The 19,633-nt window shown below is 64.2% G+C and carries 13 protein-coding genes; 1 reads left to right on the forward strand and 12 read right to left on the reverse strand.

All coding sequences use genetic code 11. The features are described from left to right. Positions 1-80: 80 nt before the first annotated feature. From SR3_RS15190 to SR3_RS15245, 12 genes are all read right to left on the reverse strand, one after another. On the reverse strand, positions 81-287 hold the full coding sequence (locus tag SR3_RS15190) for a hypothetical protein (RefSeq protein WP_068087741.1): 207 nt from the start codon (positions 285-287) through the stop codon (positions 81-83). Between the two features lie 163 nt (positions 288-450). Then, the gene (locus SR3_RS15195; protein WP_068087744.1) at positions 451-1,983 is read right to left on the reverse strand and encodes a SpoVR family protein; all 1,533 of its coding nucleotides are present in this window, start codon (positions 1,981-1,983) and stop codon (positions 451-453) included. Beyond that, positions 1,983-3,284, reverse strand: a complete 1,302-nt coding sequence (locus tag SR3_RS15200) for a YeaH/YhbH family protein (protein ID WP_068087747.1) — start codon at positions 3,282-3,284, stop codon at positions 1,983-1,985. The genes SR3_RS15195 and SR3_RS15200 overlap by 1 nt, the downstream gene beginning before the upstream one ends. A 20-nt stretch (positions 3,285-3,304) precedes the next feature. After that, a complete protein-coding gene (locus SR3_RS15205) occupies positions 3,305-5,248 on the reverse strand; it encodes a PrkA family serine protein kinase (protein WP_084455602.1) in 1,944 nt (647 codons plus the stop codon). Positions 5,249-5,547: 299 nt separating this feature from the next. Next, on the reverse strand, positions 5,548-6,963 hold the full coding sequence (locus tag SR3_RS15210; protein WP_068087870.1) for an aldehyde dehydrogenase family protein: 1,416 nt from the start codon (positions 6,961-6,963) through the stop codon (positions 5,548-5,550). A 20-nt stretch (positions 6,964-6,983) separates the two neighbouring features. Then, positions 6,984-7,922: an alpha/beta hydrolase gene (locus SR3_RS15215; protein WP_157098880.1), complete on the reverse strand. Its 939-nt coding sequence runs from the start codon at positions 7,920-7,922 to the stop codon at positions 6,984-6,986. Continuing rightward, positions 7,915-9,048 carry an NAD(P)-dependent alcohol dehydrogenase gene (locus tag SR3_RS15220; protein WP_068087759.1) on the reverse strand — a complete coding sequence of 378 codons (1,134 nt, stop codon included), beginning with the start codon at positions 9,046-9,048 and terminating at the stop codon, positions 7,915-7,917. The genes SR3_RS15215 and SR3_RS15220 overlap by 8 nt, the downstream gene beginning before the upstream one ends. Before the next feature lie 59 nt (positions 9,049-9,107). Then, the gene (locus SR3_RS15225) at positions 9,108-11,588 is read right to left on the reverse strand and encodes a TonB-dependent receptor (protein WP_068087764.1); all 2,481 of its coding nucleotides are present in this window, start codon (positions 11,586-11,588) and stop codon (positions 9,108-9,110) included. 127 nt (positions 11,589-11,715) lie between these two features. Beyond that, positions 11,716-12,624 (reverse strand): helix-turn-helix transcriptional regulator, encoded by a 909-nt coding sequence (locus SR3_RS15230; protein WP_084455613.1) that lies wholly within the window; start codon positions 12,622-12,624, stop codon positions 11,716-11,718. Between the two features lie 378 nt (positions 12,625-13,002). Continuing rightward, on the reverse strand, positions 13,003-14,154 hold the full coding sequence (locus tag SR3_RS15235) for an ROK family transcriptional regulator (RefSeq protein ID WP_068087768.1): 1,152 nt from the start codon (positions 14,152-14,154) through the stop codon (positions 13,003-13,005). Positions 14,155-14,225: 71 nt separating this feature from the next. Then, positions 14,226-15,395: a hypothetical protein gene (locus SR3_RS15240; protein WP_068087771.1), complete on the reverse strand. Its 1,170-nt coding sequence runs from the start codon at positions 15,393-15,395 to the stop codon at positions 14,226-14,228. A gap of 11 nt (positions 15,396-15,406) precedes the next feature. After that, the gene (locus SR3_RS15245) at positions 15,407-18,193 is read right to left on the reverse strand and encodes a TonB-dependent receptor (RefSeq protein ID WP_068087775.1); all 2,787 of its coding nucleotides are present in this window, start codon (positions 18,191-18,193) and stop codon (positions 15,407-15,409) included. 106 nt (positions 18,194-18,299) lie between these two features. Here SR3_RS15245 and SR3_RS15250 point away from each other — a divergent pair, with 106 nt between their 5' ends. Then, positions 18,300-19,577: an MFS transporter gene (locus tag SR3_RS15250; protein ID WP_068087777.1), complete on the forward strand. Its 1,278-nt coding sequence runs from the start codon at positions 18,300-18,302 to the stop codon at positions 19,575-19,577. The last annotated feature ends 56 nt before the right edge of the window (positions 19,578-19,633 follow it).

The following is a 19,633-nucleotide window of genomic DNA, read 5'->3' on the forward strand; positions in this document are numbered from 1 at the left end:
CGTGCCGATTAGCCTGAATTGAGCGTGAATCGCAAGATGGAGCGGTCATGTGTTCAGAACTGCCGGTGGCGGCACCGATTTTATCCCGGCGCTGACATTTCGAGGAGCGGCCCGCGCGCCGATGGCTGCGGCATATCGTCGCTGCCGGGCTGAGCGGCGCGGCGTCTGAATTCGGCAGCCATCGCCTGATGCATCTGACGCGCTGCCGTGTCGTTGGTCGAGGCGGCAAGTCTATCGTGCATCTGCGCCCGTTCGAAGCAATCCGACCGATTGTCCGAATGTGTCATGGGATAAACTCCTAACCCATGCTTCCCGAACAGTGCCGGACCCGTCCGGAAGGGACGACAGCCAAAGGCCGGGGAGCTGGCCCTTTTTGCGCCGGGAAGAATACCACGGCTTTCGCGGGATGGGAACGGGATTCGACCGGTGTTCCGGCACGGATGCGGCCAATCACGCCTGAAGCTGTGGTTGCCGGATATGGGTCTTGAGCTCCTTGCGGTCGGCGGCGTTGAGTTCGCGCAGGCGGACCTCGTAACCCCACAGATTGGCGAGGTTTTGCAGGACCATCCTGGTGTCGTTCTCATCGAGCAGCATGCCGTCGGCGACGAGGTGTTCAAGCACCAGCGCGCGGTCGCCGGTCAGGTTGACGTCGACAATCTGGATGTCCGGTTCCTGCCGCCCGACATCATATTCGCGCGCCAGCGCGCGGCGGATCCGGCGATAGCCGCGTTCATCGTGGATCGCCGCGACGTTCAGTTTGGACTCGGACTGCTTGTCGGCGACCCGGAACAACCGCCAGTGACGGATCATGCGGGGGCTGAGAAACTGGGCGATGAAGCTCTCGTCGCGGTAGTTCGCCCAGACATCCTTGAGAACGCCGATCCCGTCGCCCTTGCCGGCGAAATCGGGAAACCACTCACGGTCCTCGTCAGTGGGATTTTCGCTGATCCGCACGATGTCTTCCATGATCCCGAAGCCAAGCGCATAGGGATTGAAGCCGTTGAATTGCGGTGAGTCGTAGTTGGGCTGATAAACGACATTGGTGTGCGACTGAAGAAATTCGAGGAACGAACCGTCGGTGATAAGGCCGCGTTCGTGAAGTTTGGTCATAATCTGATAGTGGCACCATGTGGCGCACCCTTCGTTCATGACCTTGGTCTGGCGCTGGGGATAGAAGTATTGCGCGATCAGGCGGACGATCCGCAGGATCTCGCGCTGCCACGGCTCGAGCCGTGGCCCGGTCTTCTCGAGGAAATAGAGGATGTTCTCCTGCGGCAGGTTGAGCGCCTGACGGCGTTCGTCGGCCTTCACTTCAGGCGCCTTGGGCTCGGCTGGGAGGGTCCGCCAGAGATCGTCGTAGATCTGGTCGCGATAGGCCTGGCGCTGGGCCTCGCGCGCCGCCTCGGCCTTGAGGTCGCGCGCGCGCACGCGGGGATGGCGATGGACGCCCTGATGCATCAGGGCATGGGCGCAGTCCAGCAGCCGCTCGACCGCCTGTTGGCCATAGCGTTCTTCGCAGCTTGCAATGAAGCTCTTGGCGAAGTCCAGATAGTCGAGGATACCCTCGGCATCGGTCCATTGCCGGAAGGCATAGTTGTTTTTGAAGAAGTGGTTATGGCCGAATGCGGCATGCGCGATCACCAGAGTCTGCAGCGTCGCGCTGTTTTCCTGCATGATGTAGTTGATGCAGGGGACGGAATTGATCACCAGCTCATAGGCCAGACCGCGCAGGCCCTTGCGATAGAGCATTTCATTGGCGGCGAACTGCTTGCCGAACGACCAGTGCTTGTAGAACAGCGGCATGCCGGTCGAGGAATAGGCATCGAGCATCTGCTCGGCGCTGATGATCTCGATCTGGTTGGGATAGACGTCAAGTTTCAGATCGCCCAGCGCGATCGACTCGACCGCGTCATAGATGCGCTGGATCAGCGCGAAGTCCCAATCGCTTCCCTCGAACAGAGGCAAGGAGGCGCGCTTCAGCATCAGGCCTCCAGCGAAGCCAGGGCGCCGCGCTTCCGGAAAAGCTCGCGCAGCACGGGGTAAATCTCGCGCCGGTGGTTGACCTTGCGCATCGCGAAATGCCGATGGGCCGCCGTCAGGCCTTCGTAGGCGGCCCACAGGTCGCTTTCGGCTTTGGTCATCGGCTGTTCCTCCGGACCGACCTCGATATAGGCGAAGTACTGGGTGATCGGGAGGATCGCATCCTTGAGCAGGCTGACCGTCTTCAGATTGTCGTGGCTCATGTTGTCGCCATCCGAGGCCTGAGCGACATAGATGTTCCAGTCCTCGGGGCGGTAGCGCGCCTCCACCACCGCCAGCAATTCCTCAAATGCGCTTGAGACCAGCGTGCCGCCCGATACGGCGCTGTGGAAGAAGGTCTCCTCGTCCACTTCGGCGGCGCGGTCGGTGTGGTGGATGAAGACGACATCGACATGCTCGTAGCAGCGTGTCAGGAACAGGTGGAGCAGCGCGAAGAACCGCTTGGCGAGATCCTTCATATGCTCGGTCATCGATCCCGAGACGTCCATCAGGCAGAACATCACCGCCTGGGTGACCGGCTTGGGCACGGTTTCGAAGCGGCGATAGCGCAGGTCGACCGGATCGATGTAGGAGATCAGCGCGCGGCGGCGCAGGAGATGCTCGCGCTCCTTGCGCAGCTCTTCCAGCCGCTTTGTGTCGCTCTTCTCGAGTGGATCGCGGGATTCGATCCGTGCGATCTCCTCCTCGATCCGCTCCAGCTCGCCGCTGCTGGGCCGGCGCAGGGCGATGCGGCGCGACATCGCTTTCTGCATCGTGCGTTGCACCGAGAGGTTCGCGGGTGAGCCGACCGTGGTGTAACCCGCGCGGCGCAAGATGCTCGAATCCTCGCCGGTCAGCTTGCGCTTGGCGAGGTCGGGCAGTTCCAGATCGTCGAGGAACAGTTCGAGGAATTCCGCGCGCGACAGGACGAATCTGAAGTCGTCCTCGCCATCACCGCTGCCCGCTTGCGATCCACTGCCCGAGCCGCCGCCGGGGCGGGGTATCCGGTCGCCTTCAAGATAATCCTTGTTGCCCGGAAAGACCCTTTCGCGGTCCCCGCCGCGGGATGCGCGGCGCAGGGTTGGCTCGTTGATGCCACCGCGCGGGATGCTGATCTGCCCCTCCCTGTCGAGATCCTTGATGCTGCGATCCTTGAGGCTGTCGCGGACGGCCTGCTGCACCGCCGCCTTGGCCCGGCGCAGGAAGCGCTGGCGATTGACCAGGCTTTTGCCCCCAGGGTTCAGACGTCGGTCGATGATATGCATAGGGGCCTGTCGCGCCTCCTTCACCCAGCCTGCTTGACCCTGACGTACCATTCGACGAGCCGGTGGACCTGCCGTTCCGTATAGCCACGCGCGACCATCCGCTCGACGAACTCGGTGTGCTTCTTCGCGCTGTCGCCGTCCTTCTTGGAGCCGAAGCTGATCACCGGAAGCAGATCCTCAACCTGGCTGAACATGCGTTTCTCGATGACCTCGCGGATCTTCTCGTAGGAGGTCCAGGAGGGGTTGCGGCCCTCATTGGCGGCCCGTGTCCGCAGCGCGAACTTGACCACCTCGTTACGGAAGTCCTTGGGATTGGCGATTCCGGCGGGCTTTTCGGTCTTTGAAAGCTCCCGGTCGATCACCTCGCGGTTGAGCAGCTGCCCGGTATCGGGGTCCTTGAAGTCGAGATCCTCGATCCATGCATCGGCGTAAGCGACATAGCGGTCGAACAGGTTCTGGCCGTAGTCGAGGTAGCTTTCGAGATAGGCCTTCTGGACCTCATTGCCGATGAAATCGGCATAGCGCGGCGCCAGCTCGCCCTTCACGAATTCGAGGTAGCGCGCCTCACTGTCGGACGGGAACTGCTCCTGCCGGATCATCCGTTCCAGGACGTACATCAGGTGGACCGGATCGGCCGCGATCTCATTCGTATCGTGGTTGAAGGTGGCCGAGAGCGCCTTGAAGGCGAAGCGGGTCGAGATGCCCGACATACCCTCGTCCACGCCCGCGGCATCCTTGTATTCCTGCAGGCTTTTCGCCCGCGGGTCGATCTCGCGCAGCATCTCGCCATCATAGACCCGCATCTTGGAATAGAGGTTCGAGTTTTCATGCTCGCGCATCCGGGTGAGCACGCAGAACCGCGCCAGCATGTCGAGCGTTCCCGGGGCGCAGGACGCGGAGGACAGTTCGGATTCGCGCAGCAGCTTTTCATAAACCTGCCGCTCTTCCGTGGCGCGCAGGCAGTAGGGCACCTTGATCACGAAGATGCGGTCGATGAAGGCTTCGTTGTTCTTGTTGTTCTTGAAATTCTGCCATTCGCTCTCGTTGGAGTGGGCCATGATCACGCCGGAGAACGGGATGGCCCCGATGTTTTCCGTGCCGATGTAATTGCCCTCCTGCGTCGCGGTGAGCAGTGGGTGGAGCATCTTGATCGGCGCCTTGAACATCTCGACGAATTCGAGAATGCCCTGATTCGCGCGGTTGAGGCCGCCCGAATAGCTGTAGGCGTCGGGATCGTTCTGCGACAGCATCTCGAGCTTGCGGATATCGACCTTGCCGACCAGCGAGGAGATGTCCTGGTTGTTTTCATCGCCCGGTTCGGTCTTGGAGATCGCGATCTGGCGCATGCGCGAAGGCATCAGCCGGACCACCTTGAATTTCGAGATGTCGCCGCCGAACTCGTCGAGCCGTTTGCGGCACCATGGGCTGACCAGCCCGGTCAGGCGGCGGCGGGGTATTCCGTATTTGTCCTCTATCGCCGGGCCATGGAGCTCGGCATCGAACAGGGCGAGCGGGCTTTCGAAGATCGGGCTGATCTCGTCATTGGCCTTGAGGGCGTAGATGGGATATTGCTCCATCAGCGCCTTGAGCCGCTCGGCCAGCGACGACTTGCCGCCTCCCACCGGGCCGAGCAGATAGAGAATCTGCTTGCGCTCCTCGAGGCCCTGCGAGGCATGGCGCAGGAAGGCGACGATCTGCTCGATCGTCTGCTCCATGCCATAGAAGCTTGTGAAGCTGGGGTAGAGGCGGATGGTCCGGTTCATGAAGATCCGGCCGAGTCGCTGATCCTGCGCCGTATCGATGATCTGGGGCTCGCCAATGGCGGCCAGCAGCCTTTCCGCAGCGGTCGCGTACATCAGCGGATCCTTGCGGCATCCGATGAGATAATCTTCCAGCGATATCTCCAACTGGCGTCGCTCGTCGAATTTCCGCATGAAATCGGAAAACAGATCGCTGTCAGCCAATGATCGACTCCCACCCAAAGTGTCCGTCAACGAAAAGCAATGTATGCCTTTGCGAGGGTGTTGACCAGTGGATCGTGGTATTCTGATCAGATATTTGCGTCATGAAGGTGTTGCATCGCAGCAGTCGGGCGACGTGAGCGCTCGGCATCGGCCCGGCCCGTCGAGTTCGCGTGCTTCGGGCACTGGGCAGGCCGGGCTCGATCGCAGAAGCAAACGCGGCCTGATCGAGGGATCGAGCCCCTGGAAGTCAGCTCTGTCAGCGGTTCGGGAACGTTGACAGAGCGTAACGCACCGCCTCGCTATCGGTCGAGATCGACCGCATTGATGATATGGGCCTGGGTATATTCCAGCAATCCGGCCTCGCCCAGCTCGGCGCCCAGACCGGATTGCATCACCCCGCGAAAGGGAATGCGCGGATCGATGGCCAGATGCTGGTTGACCCAGACCGTCCCGGTGTTGATCCGGCGCGCGATGTCCGTCGCGCGCGCCACATCGCGGCTCCAGATGGTGCCCGCCAGACCATAATCGGAGGCGTTGGCCCGCGCGATCACCTCCTCGATGTCGGTGAAGCGCAGCACCGGCAGCACGGGCCCGAACTGCTCCTCGCGCACCAGCGGAGCCTCGTCATCCAGTCCGGCAATGATGGTGGGCGGGATGAAATAGCCGGGCCGGTCCAGCGGCGCGCCACCGGCCAGAACCTGTCCTTTGCCGCGTGCATCCGCCAGCAAGGCGCTAACCTTCTCGAACTGCATCCGGTTCTGCACCGGCCCGATGGTCACGCCCTGTCTGGTGCCCTCATCCACCACGGCGGCCTGCGCGAGCCGGGCGATTTCCTCGCAAAAGGCGTCATGGATGCTGTCATGGACATAGGCCCGCTTGATCGCGACGCAGATCTGCCCGGCATTGGTCATCGCGCCCTGATAGACCTTTTGCGCGGCCAGCGCCGGAGGCATGTCGTCAAGCACGATGGCGGCGTCATTCCCGCCCAGTTCCAGCGTGACGCGCTTCACGGTTCCCGCGGCTGAGGCCATCACTTTCTTGCCCGTTTCGGTCGATCCGGTGAAGGCCACTTTCATCACATCGGGATGGCTGGTGAGCAGCGGCCCCAGCTCATTCTGATCGGCGATGATGTTGACCACGCCGGCAGGCAGGATGTCCGCCAGAATTTCGCCCAGCAACAGCGTGGTCAACGGCGTTGTGGGGGCCGGTTTGGCCACCATCGTGTTGCCCGCCATCAGGCATGGCCCCAGCTTGTTGGCCAGCAGCACCAGCGGGAAGTTCCAGGGGGTGATCGCGGCGCAGACCCCCAGCGGCGTGCGGTGCTCGATCACGCGATGGCCGGGTTCGTCCACCAGCACCTTGTCGGCGATCCGCATCTCGGCGAAGGCCTTGAGGGTGAAGACCGTGCCCATCACCTCGGCATGGGCCTGATCGAGCGGCTTGCCCTGTTCGGCGGTGAGCAGATGGGCGAAAGCTTCCGCGCGGGACAACAGCCCGTCGGCAATCGCCTGGATCAGAGCGGCGCGGGCCTCCTGCGTTGTGTCGGCCCAGGCGGGAAAGGCGTCGCGCGCCGCGCGCACGGCGGCCTCAAGCTGGGATCCATCGGCCTTGGGGCAGGTGGCCAGCACAGTTTCGGTGGCCGGGTTCATGACCTCGAAATGGCTGGCGCCATCCACCAGTTGGCCGCCGATCAGCAGGCGATAATGCACGCTCATATCCGGTTCTCCATATTCGATCAAAGGGCTGCGATCAGGTCGAGGCCTGCACGCAGGAAGCCGTCCACATCGCCCTGCGCCGAAGGCAGCGCCCGGCGCAGGTTGACGAAGCCATGGATCATCCCTTCGGCCTCGATTGCGATCACCGTGGCCCCGGCATCCCTTGCCCTTTGGGCATAGGCCAGTCCCTGATCGCGCAAAGGGTCCAGACTGGCCGTCAGCATCAGCAGCGGGGTGGAAGGGATGGGGCCGTTCAGCAGCCGATAGCGCGGATCGTCGCCGGGCCGCCCGCAAAGCGAGTCGAACCAGTCCATGACGGAGCGGGTGATCATATAGCCTTCGCCCAGATCGCGCACCGAAGGCCAGTCATTGCCACCGCCGACGAAAGGATAAAGCGCCCATTGCGCCAGCACCGGCACCGCTGCCGGGGCGATCCCCAGCCGCTGGGCGACCAGCAGCGCCAGATGGCCGCCCGCGCTGTCGCCACAGGTGATCAGGCTGGTGACGTGCCTGCCCAGATCGCCTGGCTGACCGGCGACCCAGCGGGCGGCGGTCTCGGCATCCTCGGCAAAGGCGGGGAAGGGGTGATCGGGCGCCAGCCGGTAATCGACAGCCAGCACCGGCAGATCGCAGCGGCTGGCAAGGGTGCGGCAGAAGGCATCATGCGAGGCAAGATCCCCGAAAACGAAGCCGCCGCCGTGGAAGAACAGGATCAGCGGCCCGGCTTCGCGCTCAAGCCGCCGGTCATACAGGCGCAGAGGGATGGCGCCGTCTGAGCCGGGGCATGCCAGATCACGCACCATGGGCAGGGGCGCGGAAGGGATGTCCGCGCTTTGTCCCATCGCGCGCATCATGGCGCGCACCGCCTTTATGGGCAGATCCTGCATCGGCGGCGCGCCGGAGGAGGCTGCCTGCGCCAGAAAAGCGGCGACATCGGCGCGGATGAACGGTTCAGTCACGGTCGAGCCCCTCCACCGGCAGGCGCAACACCGGCTTGACCACCTCTCCATTTTCTGCGGCGGCGATGGCCATCGTGATCTCGGCGAAGTCGAAGAAACGGATCAGCCGATCGAAGGGAAAGCGCCCGGCCCGGTAATGGCCGATAAGGTCGGGGATGAAGCTGGCTGGATCTGCGCCGCCTTCAACAACCCCGCGGATCACGCGCCCTCCGCTCATCAGATATGTGGCATCGGTGCGAAGAGTCGCGCGCGGCTCATAGGCGCCCACCAGAGCAAGCTCTCCGCGCGGGGCGAGGGCGGGCAACGCCGCATTGCACGCATCGATGAGGCCGGTGGTGTCGATGATGTAGTCGAAACCTGCCGCGCATCCCGCCGCTGCGGCATGATCGGCCATGCCAGCGGCATCGGCAAGGGCCGCATGGGTGGCGCCCAGCGTCAGGGCCAGTTCGACCCGGGCCGGATTGATATCCAGCGCCATGATCGTGGCGGCCCCGGCGATCCCCGCCGCCATCACGGCCGAGAGCCCTACGGCGCCCGCGCCGATCACCGCCACACTGCTGCCAGCCCGCACGCGCAGGGCGTTCAGCACCGTCCCCGCGCCGGTCTGGATGCCGCAGCCCAGCGGGCCGAGCAGTTCGATAGGCAGATCGCGCTCAACCTTCACCACATTGCGCTGCTGGACCAGCGCATGGCTGGCAAAGGAGGATTGGCCGAAAACATGGCTATGAACGCTTTGCCCTGCCGCATCGCTCAGCGCTGTCGAACCGTCGCGGCGGCTGCCGGAGAAATTGAGCGCGGCCCAGTCTTGGCAATAGGCCGGGACATGATCGTGACAGGCGCCGCATCCCCCGCAGGACGCAAAGGAAAGGACCACGTGATCGCCGATGGCCAGGCCGGTGACCTCGCTGCCGATCCGTAGCACCACGCCCGAGCCTTCATGCCCCAGCACCACCGGCATGGGCACCGGCAGCAGGCCGTCGCGCATCACCATATCGGTATGGCACACGCCCACGCCGCGCAGTTCGACCAGCACCTCGTCGGCGCGAGGGTCTTTCAGGATCAGGGTTTCGAGGACAGGCGCGGCGCCGATACGCCGCTGAACGGCCGCAAGAATGGGCTGGGGCATGGTCGTCTTTCATGGAGGAGATGGGATGACGGGGAGGCGGCCCCTCCCCGGGACGCAGGTCAGAATTTGATCCCCAGCCTGGCGTACCATTCGGCCGGGCGGCTGTAGGTGCCGAACACCAGACCCGCCGTGAAATTGGGCCCGCCGGTGACCAGATAGCGGTTGTTGGTGATGTTGGTGCCGCCCACGGTCAGGTCATAGCGCCCGCCGGGGGCTTTCCAGCTCAGGCTGGCGTTCATGATGTCGGTGGCCTGGCGGACCAGCACATAGGTGCCTTCCGTGTCGTTGCGCATGCTTGTGGTGTGGGTCCAGTCACCCAGCAGCACCAGCTTGCCCCGGCCCACCGGCACTTCGTAGCGCGGCGACAGGTTGATCTTCCAATGCGGCGCCTTGGGCAGATTGGCCCCGGTGTAGACGCCCATCTGATAGGCGCTGGGCGCCACCTGCGCCCCTGACGAAACCGAGGTGTAATAGGCATCGAGATAGCTGAGCGAGCTGGTGAGCGTGAAGCCGCCGCCCGGCGCCACGGTGCCTTCCAGCTCCACGCCCTTGATGCGCGCGTCGCCCGCATTCTGAATGGTGGGGGAAAGGCCCTGCTGGAAGTTGAGCTGGATGCCCTGATAGCGCGTGGTGAAAGCCGCCAGATTGACCTGCAGCCGGTGGTCGAGCAGCGTCGATTTGATGCCGATCTCGAAGGTTTCTGCATGTTCCGGCCCGAAGGTGGGCGCGACCTTCAGCGGATTGGTCAGCCGCGTGGTCCAGCTTCCGGTCTTGTAGCCGCGCGACCATGAGGCATAGGCCATCAACCCCTTGCGCGGGGTGATCTGCACCCCGGCCTTGGGGCTGAAATTGCTGAACGTCTGCTTGTCGGGCGTGGCGGGGTAATAGAGCAGGGGCTGGCTGGGGTCCGGGAAGCCCAGCGCGCTGGCGCAGGCGGCATTGGGAGCGCTGGCCGAGCAATTGGCGAATTTGTAAGCCAACCCGTTATCGTCGGACTGATAGCCGTGATACGCCTTGTCCTCATGGGTGAAACGGCCGCCCAGCGTCAGGCCGATCAGATCGCCGGGATGATAATCCAGCTGGCCATAGCCGGCGTAGTTCACGGTGCTGAGCCGTCCCGGTCCATCCACCTGGAGCAGGCCCTGATCGAAGATCACATAGTCATGCAGATCGCCGCTTTCCTTGAAGGCATAGGCGCCCAGCACATAGGTCAGCCGATTGTCCAGCGCCTTGCCGGTCAGTTGCAGCTCCTGGCTCCATTGCTGCTGCTTCACCGTGAAGCTGAGCTGCAGCATCTGCAGCGGCGAGCCGGACTGGTCGGTGCCCGCCGCAAAGTTCAGCTTGCGCCATGCCGAGATCGACTTGAGATGGATGTTGGCGGCCAGATCGCCTTCCAGAGTGAGCGCGAGGCCGCCCTGCTGCAGCTTCGAGAAGTTGAGGCCGGTGGCATAGGAGGTGTCGATGTTGCCCGTGGCATTGGCCCAGCGGCTGTCCCACGGCAGGCGGCCCGTGCCGGTGGCGGCGCCCACATTGGCCCCTGCCAGCGCGGCCACCGTGTTGTAGCCTGCCGCCCCGCCGCGCGGGCCGCAGACAGCGCCGAGCCCCGCGCCGGTCAGCACGGAGGCGGGCAGGCTGATGCAGGCGTTGTAGACGCCGGCCAGGCCACCGGGGTAGTTTTCCGTGGTCATCAGCACGGTGTTGGGCGTGGCGTCCTGATCGACATGCGTATAGTCCGCGGCCAGCGTGGCTTTCACCCCGGGGGCGATGTCCCATTTGAGCTTGCCGCGCAGGTTCCAGCTGTTGTCGCCACCCTGCTGGCCGTCACCCGTGCTGGTGCCCGCGGCGGCGAAGGCGGTGACCGGATCGGTGGTGTAGGCGCCGCCGCCCGGATAGGGGATGCGTTTCTGATAGCCCTGACGGCTCAGGATGCCGAAGGAGAGCGAGGAGAAGAGCGTCTCGCTGATCGGCATATCGACCGTGGCGCGGGCCTGCAGGCGGTTGTAACTGCCCGTGGTGACATCGCCGATAAAGCGGAATTCGCGGCCCGGATCATGGGTGACGATGCTGATCGCCCCGCCGATGGTGTTGCGGCCGAACAGCGTGCCCTGCGGCCCCTTGAGCACCTCGATCCGATCGACATCGAGCAGATCCTGATTGGCCCCCACCGAACGCGCGAGATAGACGCCATCGACATAGACACCCACCGCCGGATCGATGTTGAAGGCGAAATCGGCAACGCCAATGCCCCGGATCGAGGCGCCCAGCACCGCGCTGGAGCCGGAAAAGGGCGTGGAGGAATCGAGCGTGACATTGGGCGAGATCGCCGAGAGCGCCGACACGTCCCCCACCGCGCGTTCCTTCAGCGCATTGGCGGTGAAGGCTGAAATGGCGATGGGCACGCTCTGGACATTCTCGCTGCGCTTTTGCGCGGTGACGACGATCTCCTCGATGCCGCCATGGCCGCCGGTGTCGGTCTGCGCCTGCGCGATGCAGGGCAGGGCGGTTGTGGCCAGCAACAGGCCGATGCAGTGACGAAGCATGTGGTTCTCCCCCAAGGGATCGCGCCGGTACGATGCTGGCACGATTCCCGTTGAAGGAGAGATTAGGCCGGAACAGGGAGATGGGCGCGCACTCGGGCGAACCGGGGAGCAGGATTGGCGCGCACCTTCACACCGCTTGCATGCGCCATTGGCTGGGCGTCATGCCGAAACGCCGGCGGAAGCAGCGGGCAAAGAAGCTGGGATCGGAAAAGCCGATGTCGAACGCGATCTGGGTCACGCTGGAGGCAGGATGGCTGCGCAGCATCTGCGCCGCGCGTTGCAGGCGCTGCTGCGTGATGAAGCCGGTGGGGCTGCCGCCGATATGGCGGGCGAAGGCCTTCTGAACCGCGCGCGGCGACAGGCCGGTGGCCTGAGCGATGCTGGCGGTGCCCAGTTCCGGATCGTGCAGATGGGCCAGCGCGAATTCCACCGGCCCGCGCGACAGGGTCTCTGGCCGGGTTTTCTCGCTCAGGCAGGCGATGCGGGCCAGGCTGATCAGCACCGTGTCGAGATTGCGGTCAAGGTCATGCATATGGTCGCGCTCGTCCCACACGCCGCCCAGCAGGCGGCCCAGCAGCCGGACATTCGGATCCTTGCCGTCCAGGCGGCGCGAGCACCAGTTGTGCCGGGATGCGACATCGCCCAGCAGCGAGATCGGCATGTTGAGGATCAGGCAGTCATTCGCATCGGAAATGTCGATGTCATAAGGCGTGTCTTCCTCCGCGATCAGCACGTCGCCGGCGCTGGCATATTCGACGCGCCCGCGTTGATGCATCATCATCCGCCCGCGCCGCTGCAGATGAAAGACGAGCATACGTTCCCCCGCGCTTTCATGCGCGCGGCTGACCCTTGACCGGCTGCTGAGCGCGCGGGCAATCCCCAGCCGCCCCACAGACCAGCGCGCCAGATCGGCCTGAATGCTGGAGGGCGCCTCGACGACCATGCCGGGAAAGGTTTCGGCAATCAGGCTGCGCCAGAAGTCCTGTCGGCGCTCCGGCGGAAGAAGGCGTGTGGTGAACAATTCCACCAGGGGCATGGCCTGCCCGCTCATATATCAACCGCACCGTGTGAGTGCCTCATGACCCCCGCCCCCTCAGGCTGATCTTTCATCGTTGGGCGTGACCCGCCTTGGTCGCCGCCACGCTTATCTTATCATCGCCGCCTGACTTTTGAAGTCCCATTCGGCGTGTTGCTTTGGCGCAATCCCATCCGATGTATCGCGCAGCACATTCGATGAACGGAATGAAGGTTATGGGCTCCAGCGGTCGCGATCGCTCCATGGCTGGAAGGTTGCGAACGCCGGAACGGCAGCTACCAAACCTTAAATGGTATATTGCAGCCTACCCTTCAGGGTCGGGCGGCGTAGCGTCCTGGCCCGTCATCGCTGATCCCGGTCATGCCGGGCGTTTGCTTTTCAAGCATAATATCCTGCCCGTAACGGGATCGCCGCGGCCCCGACCGCCGCCGAGCGCGAGGTGACCTCAGCGGCCACGGCCCTTGACATGGGAGGCCCCGCATTGCGCCGATGCGGCATGATGTCCTCTGCCCAGCGGATGCTCTGGGCGATGCGCTGGGCGAGGGTGGGCGGCAAGCGCCCGCCCAGCACCACCGCCTCGCAATCGAGCACCTGCCGGAACATCGAGGCCAGAAAGGAAAAGGAGGGTTCGGCCCAGGCGACCCATGAGGAGATGCCCGGCCAGTCATCCCGGTAGCGCTGGACCAGATCGCTCACATCCCGGGTCTCGATTCCTTCGCGGGCGAGGGCCGCGCGCAGGGATTCCAGATTGGGCACCGGCAGCCCGGCGAATTTGTCGAGCATGCCGGCGATTTCGCCCGCATTGCCAAAGCGCCCGCGATGGAGTTCGCCATTCAGGATCAGCCCCGCGCCCAGCCCATGGGCGACGTTGATGTAGGCAAAGCTTTCCGCCCAGCGGCCCACGCCCAGCAGGCGCTCCCCCACGGCGGCGGCGCTGGCAATGTTCTCCACCACGACATCGAGGCCGATGCGCGCCTCGGCGATGGCCTGAATGTCCTTGAGGGCCCAACTGTCGAGCGGCGCCGCCGGGTTCATCTTTGCACCGTCGCCGGTGAAGAAGCCGGCAAAGGCAATGCCCAGGCCGAAGATGGCATCCGGCTCGAAGCCGTGCCCTTCCTCAGCGATAAAGCGCGCGAGTTGCTCCAGCACCGCCTCGCATTCCATGCCTTCTACCGTGACATCGCGGGTGGCGCGGACCTCTCCGGAAAAATCGAGCAGCACGGCCTCGGCGAAATCGGTCATCACCGACAGGCCCACCGTGCCCAGCGCACCGGCGCGCAGCCGCACCATCGTGCTGGGCTTGCCGGGGCCATGCGCGACGCTTTCGCCAAGATCGATCAGCCCGCGCGCGGCCAGATCCTCGGTGGCGCGGAACACCGCCGTGCCCGACAGGCCGGTAAGCCGGATCAGATCGGAGCGCGAGACCGCCCCCTCGCGCCGGATCAGGCTGAGCACCAGCCTCTCACGCTCGGTCACCGTGGCGAGGCGCACGGGGCGGAAGCGTTTGTCGCGTATGGAATCCTTGATCATGCAGGGGCTTATAGCGCCAAACCGGCGTGGAAAAAGTTCATTTCATGCGGAGCCATATTATTCTTCCCCTGTCAGTCGCTGCTGGCCGTCAGGGAGGGTGTTGCCGCAGCATGCACCAGCGGAAATTCGGTGCGCGATGTCGGGACAATCGTGCCATCGGGCATGCGCGGCGCTTCCGTGGGGGAGAGCAGCAGGCCATCGTCACGATCATAGCGGAAGGTTTCGATCACGGTGCCGGTGGTCACCTTGATCACGCCATGCTCCAGATCGTCGCTGACCTGAACGGTCTGAGGGGCATGGCCATCGCAAGAGACGCTCGCGCCTGAGGCGAAACCTTGCGCCACAGGGCGGATCAGGCAGGTGCCGCCGGGCAGGTCCGTCGCCAGTTTCAGCCAGCCTTCGGGTGTGATCGTCTGAGTGTAGGCCGGGCGCCCGCGATTGTCGATCGTGGTGAAGGGTTCGCCGGGAGTGTAGTCGTGGGCAGGCAGGTGAAAACCGGTGGCGCCGGCCTGATTGTGCTGAAGCAGGCCCTGAGGGCTGATATAGTAATGGCCGATCTGTGTGCCGATGTTGAAGGGCCAGCGCAGATGCATATGCATATGCGGCGGGGAGTCCTTGTGGCCATGGGGCTCGTTGGTGTCGAAACCCATGATTTCGATCACGCCCAGCCCCTCGCGCGCGACATGCTCGCCAAGACCGATTTCGCGGATGGCCTCGCGTTCGGCGAATTCCAGCACATTGGCCGCCTCGCGCTGGATCCGGGGCAGGGGCTTTCCGGCATAATCGCCCGCCAGACGGGCCGGATCGGCATGCTCGAAGCGCAGCACCATGCCGGGCTCGACGATATGGGTGGAGAACTCCCCGGTATCGATCAGGTTGCTGCGCAAAGGCGCCAGCGTCACCATCAGGCGGTTGCCTTCGCGGTGGAAAGGCAGATCCGTGGTTTCCAGCAGCACGCGGCGCACGCCGGGCTGACTGTCAAACGCCAGTTCGAGCGAGCGCAGGACAGGCACGCGCAACTCCACCAGCGTTTCGCGGGCATTGTCGCGCTCGAAGCCCGGATCATGGCCGATCACGCAGGCCGGGCAGCTCGCTGGGTCCAGCACGGCTGCCGGGCCGTGTGTCGGCTTGTCCTTCACGAATTTCAGCACGAGATGGACCAGCGGCGCGTCTGCCTGAACCGGCGCGGCGAGGGTGAGCGCCGCAAGAGCGCCCGCCAGCAGGAGGGATCGTTTCATCATGGTTCTATCCCTCAGAACTTCATCGTCACGCCGGCCCACAGCTGGGTGCCGATGTTGTAATCGTCTGCCGCCAGCTCCTGATGCAGACCCATGGCCGAGCGGAAGCGCTCACCGGTCAGGTTCGAGCCTTCGAAGAGCAGGGTGACATTGGGGCGCAGCTCATAGCGCGCGGTCAGGTCGAACTGATGGCGGGCCAGCACATAGGTGTCCTGCCAGGTGTAAAGCCCGGTCTGGAACAGCGTCTTGCCCTGCGCATTGGCCGAGAAGGCCAGCTGGAACTTGCCATAGCTGTAGAACAGCGAGGCATTGGCGATATAGTCGGGCTGGTTGACCAGATTGCTCAGCTGGCGGGTGGCGCCGGTGCTGTCCAGAATGGTGAAGCGCGTCCACATCTTGGTGACGTTGGCGCTCATGCCGATGGTGCCGAAACGCTCGGGCAGGATGGGCAGCTTGTCCTTTTGCAGGTTGACCTCAAGCCCGTCGACATGCGCTGAACCGCCATTGGTCATCTGCGTGAAATTGCCGACATAGGTGGCGCCAGAATAGGCGTAATCGGCGGAATAGGCGCGGTTGTAGAATTCGTCGCGCAGATCCTTGTGGTAATATTGCAGGCTGAGCAGGCTGTGATGGTTGTCGAAATAGAGGTCCAGCGCGGCGTCGTAATTGGTGGTGCGGCGCGGCTTGATCGCGGCATTGCCCAAAGTGATGGCGATCTGGCCATTGGCGGGCTGACCCACCTTGGCCAGCGGGCCATAGGCCGATTGATCGGGGCGGCCCAGCGTCTCGGTGAAGGCGGCATGGGCGATCACATTGTCGCGGATGGCGTAGCTGGCCAGCACCGAGGGTAGCCAGGCGTCATAATGCGAATTGGCCGACACCGGGGCATAGGTGCCGTTCGACACCTGTTGCAGGTTCTCGATCTGGTTCCAGGTCCGCTCGCGGCGCAGGCCTGCCTGTGCCTTGAAGGGCCCGCCATTGTAAACCGCCTGAAGGAAGGCCGCCCCGGTCTGCTCGCGGAAGGAGAAGCCATTGGCGTTGTTGGCGGTGGTCTCGTCGATGGCGGTGAAGGAGGAGAGGTTGGAGCTCAGGATCGCATTGGCGGCGCTGCGGTCGATCACCGGCACCGATGTGCCCCAGGAGGGGATGCTCTGGGTGAGCGAGGAGGCGTTGCTCAGGTTGAACTGGGTGGGTGTTTTGGGATCATATTCGACGTAATGCTCGCCATAGCCCGTCTTGTTCTGGGTGAAGCGCAGACCGGCGCGCAGCCCTAGCCCTTGGTCGCGCGGCCCGGCGTTCCAAGACAGGGTGGGGTGCAGATCGACGATGTTGTTGGTTTCGTTGAAATCGATATAGCGGACATAGGTGGAGCTGTAGGTCGATGACGCCGCCAGCAGCCCCGGACTATCGAAGGTCAGCGTGGGCACGAAGCCGCTGCTGTTGTAGCCGGCCGCGATGGTGGGCGTGGTGACCGCCGAGACCGACCCGCTCGCCGCCACCGAATTGTTGGCCGAGTATTTGATCATGTTGCGATAGAGATGGCCGGTGGCGCGCGAATAGGCCGCGTCCAGATCCAGCTTCAGACTGTCGCTGAGGTCGAGATGGTTCTTCCAGTTGAGGATCAGCGTGCTCTGCTTGATCGGCTGATAGGTGAGGCCGATCTCCACATCGTTGATCGCATAGCGGCCCGAGGTCGCGGTCTGGTTGGCCGGGGCGCCCGTGCCGGTGGCGCCGGTGCCCGCGATCTGGCTGGCGCTGCGGGTGACCAGATCCTCATAGCGGGTTTCGGTGCTGGTCGAGCCGTAGTAACCGGCGAAAAGGCTGCTCTTGAAGGTGTTGTCGGTTTCGAACTCCACCTTGCCCGAGACGCTCCAGTGCTCGAGGTGATCGTCGAAGGAATAGGCCTGAAAGCGGGTGGGCACCGCGCCTGAGGCGGCTTGCGCCGGTCCGGCCACCGATCGCCCATTGGCGCCGTAATAGGTCCAGCCCGCATTGTTCTGGTTGGTGGCGCCGGGCACGCCGACGGTGCTGCCGTTGGAGGAGGACCAGGTGTTCTGGTAATCCGCCGCCAAGGTCAGCCCCAGGCGCGAGCCGCCCAGATCGAAACGATCCGAGACGATGGCGCTCAGGCGTTCGGAGGGATGGCGGCCACTGATCGAGCCGCCCGAACTGGTGTCCAGCCCGCCCATCGCCGAGACATTGGCGTAGAAGGGTTTCTTGCTGTCGAAGGCGCTGCGGGTCACCATATCGATCTGGCCGCCCAGCGCCTGCGGGTCATATTCGGCGGTGACCGATTTCACCACATCGAGGCGGCTCATCAGGCTGGCAGGCAGCAGATTGAGGTTGAAGGCCCGCGTGATGCTGCCCGAGGAGAGGGCAGCGGTGTCGATCGAGGCAATCTCGCTGCCGTCAATGGTGACCAGATTGTATTTGGCATCGAAGCCGCGGATGGTGGCGCGCTGCACCTCCGAGCGGCCACGGTTGTTGTCGGTGAGCAGATTGACCGAAACGCCGGGGATGCGGCGCGCGGCCTCGACCACGGTGGTGTCGGGCAGACGGCCAATATCATCCTGCGTGATCGAATCCTTGATGGTGAGCGAGCGCGCCTTTTCATCGATGGCCGCGCGCTGCGCCTTGCGGGCGCCGGTGACGACAATGTCCCCAGCAGCCGAGGCGCCCGATGCTGGCGCGGCAGCGGGCGTTGCATCCGCGCCAGCCCGGGCTTGCCCCACCTGCAGGGCCAGAGCCGCCATCATCGCCACCCCATAGGAAAGTGACCGCTTGGAAATCCTGTCGTTCATTGTTGTGCATGCCCTCAGTGCAATCGCGTTCTGTTGGGCATATATATCATCATGTATGATATTATTGTGACAAGCTCCCGTCATAATTCGCGGCTAGAGGCCAACCATGCCGCAGATGCAGAACCCCCCAAGCGGATGGTTGCGCAACCGGCGCCTCACCCGGCGCCCGATGCTGGCCTATGCCCTGATTTCCGGCGGTCCCGCAGCCATCAGCCCCTTTGCCGCCGTCTGGCTGCACGGCCATGGCATCGCTCTGCCGATGCTGGGCATCTGCCTTGCCGCGCCCCTGATGGTCCGCCCGATGATCGCCGGTCCTCTGGCTGGCTGGGTGGCGCGTTTCGGCTCGCCATGGGCGCCGATGGCGATTCTCTGCGCGCTGGTGGCGCTGGTCGCCCTTTGGGGCCTGCAGGGCGTGCCGCTGCCTGCCTGTCTGGCGATCTGGACCCTGGCCAGTCTGGCCGCGGGGGCCTGCATCCCGATTCTGGATGCAACCATCCTTTCATCCGCACGCGGCGCCTGCGATGCATCCCTGTTGCCCCGCGCCAAGAGCGTCGGGGCTTTGGCCTTTCTCTCCGCCAGCCTCGCCATTGGTTTCTGCTCGGCCCGCATCGGGCTGACGGCGATCATGCTGTGGGCAGCGGCCAGCGGCGGCATGGCGGCGCTATACTGTGCCTGCTCCACACTGGGGCGAGGCGAGGGCGCCAAGGCGCCTCTCGATCTTCCCTCCGCGATTGACGCCGAAGCAAAGCCTACGGGACGGGGCGCGCTGACGCTGGCCCTGTTGGCGGCATCCCTGATCGAGGCATCACACGGGCTGCATGCCGTCGCCATGATCGGCTGGAGGGCGCGGGGGTTGGGCCCGGAAATCAACAGCGCGCTCTGGGCGACCGGGACATTGTGCGATGTGATCTTTCTGGGGCTGGCCGGGCGGCTGTGCCACCGGCTTGGTGCATCGCGCTTGTTGATGCTGGGGGCGGCGGCGGCCATGCTGCGCTGGGCGGGTTTCGCCATGGCGCCGGCCCTGCCATGGCTGTTCGTGCTGCAAGGGCTGCATGCGCTCAGCTTTACCGCCACCTGTCTCGCCTCGGTGCAGATCGCTCAGGCTTTGGCGCATCGGCGCGGCAAGTTGGGCTATCAGATCCTGACCTGGGCGACCTCGACGGGTCTGGCCGGGGGCTTGGCGGTGATCACATCGGGGCCACTCTATGCCCGGTTCGAGGTGCAGGGTTATTGGCTGATGAGCGCTCTGGCCGCCTTGGGGCTGGCGGTTGCCTGGCTTTTTCATCGCGGATTTTCGCGTGGCGCCCGACTGCCGCGCCGCCTGGGCGTGCAGAGCGTTTGGCGACGGTATGGGAAGCGCCAGCTATCGCCCATCTCGATCTGAAGTCCACTGCATTCGTTCCGTGGACCCTTTGAAGGGGGTTCTCATCTCCCGATGAA

The organism is Novosphingobium rosa NBRC 15208 (assembly GCF_001598555.1).
Lineage (GTDB): Bacteria > Pseudomonadota > Alphaproteobacteria > Sphingomonadales > Sphingomonadaceae > Novosphingobium > Novosphingobium rosa.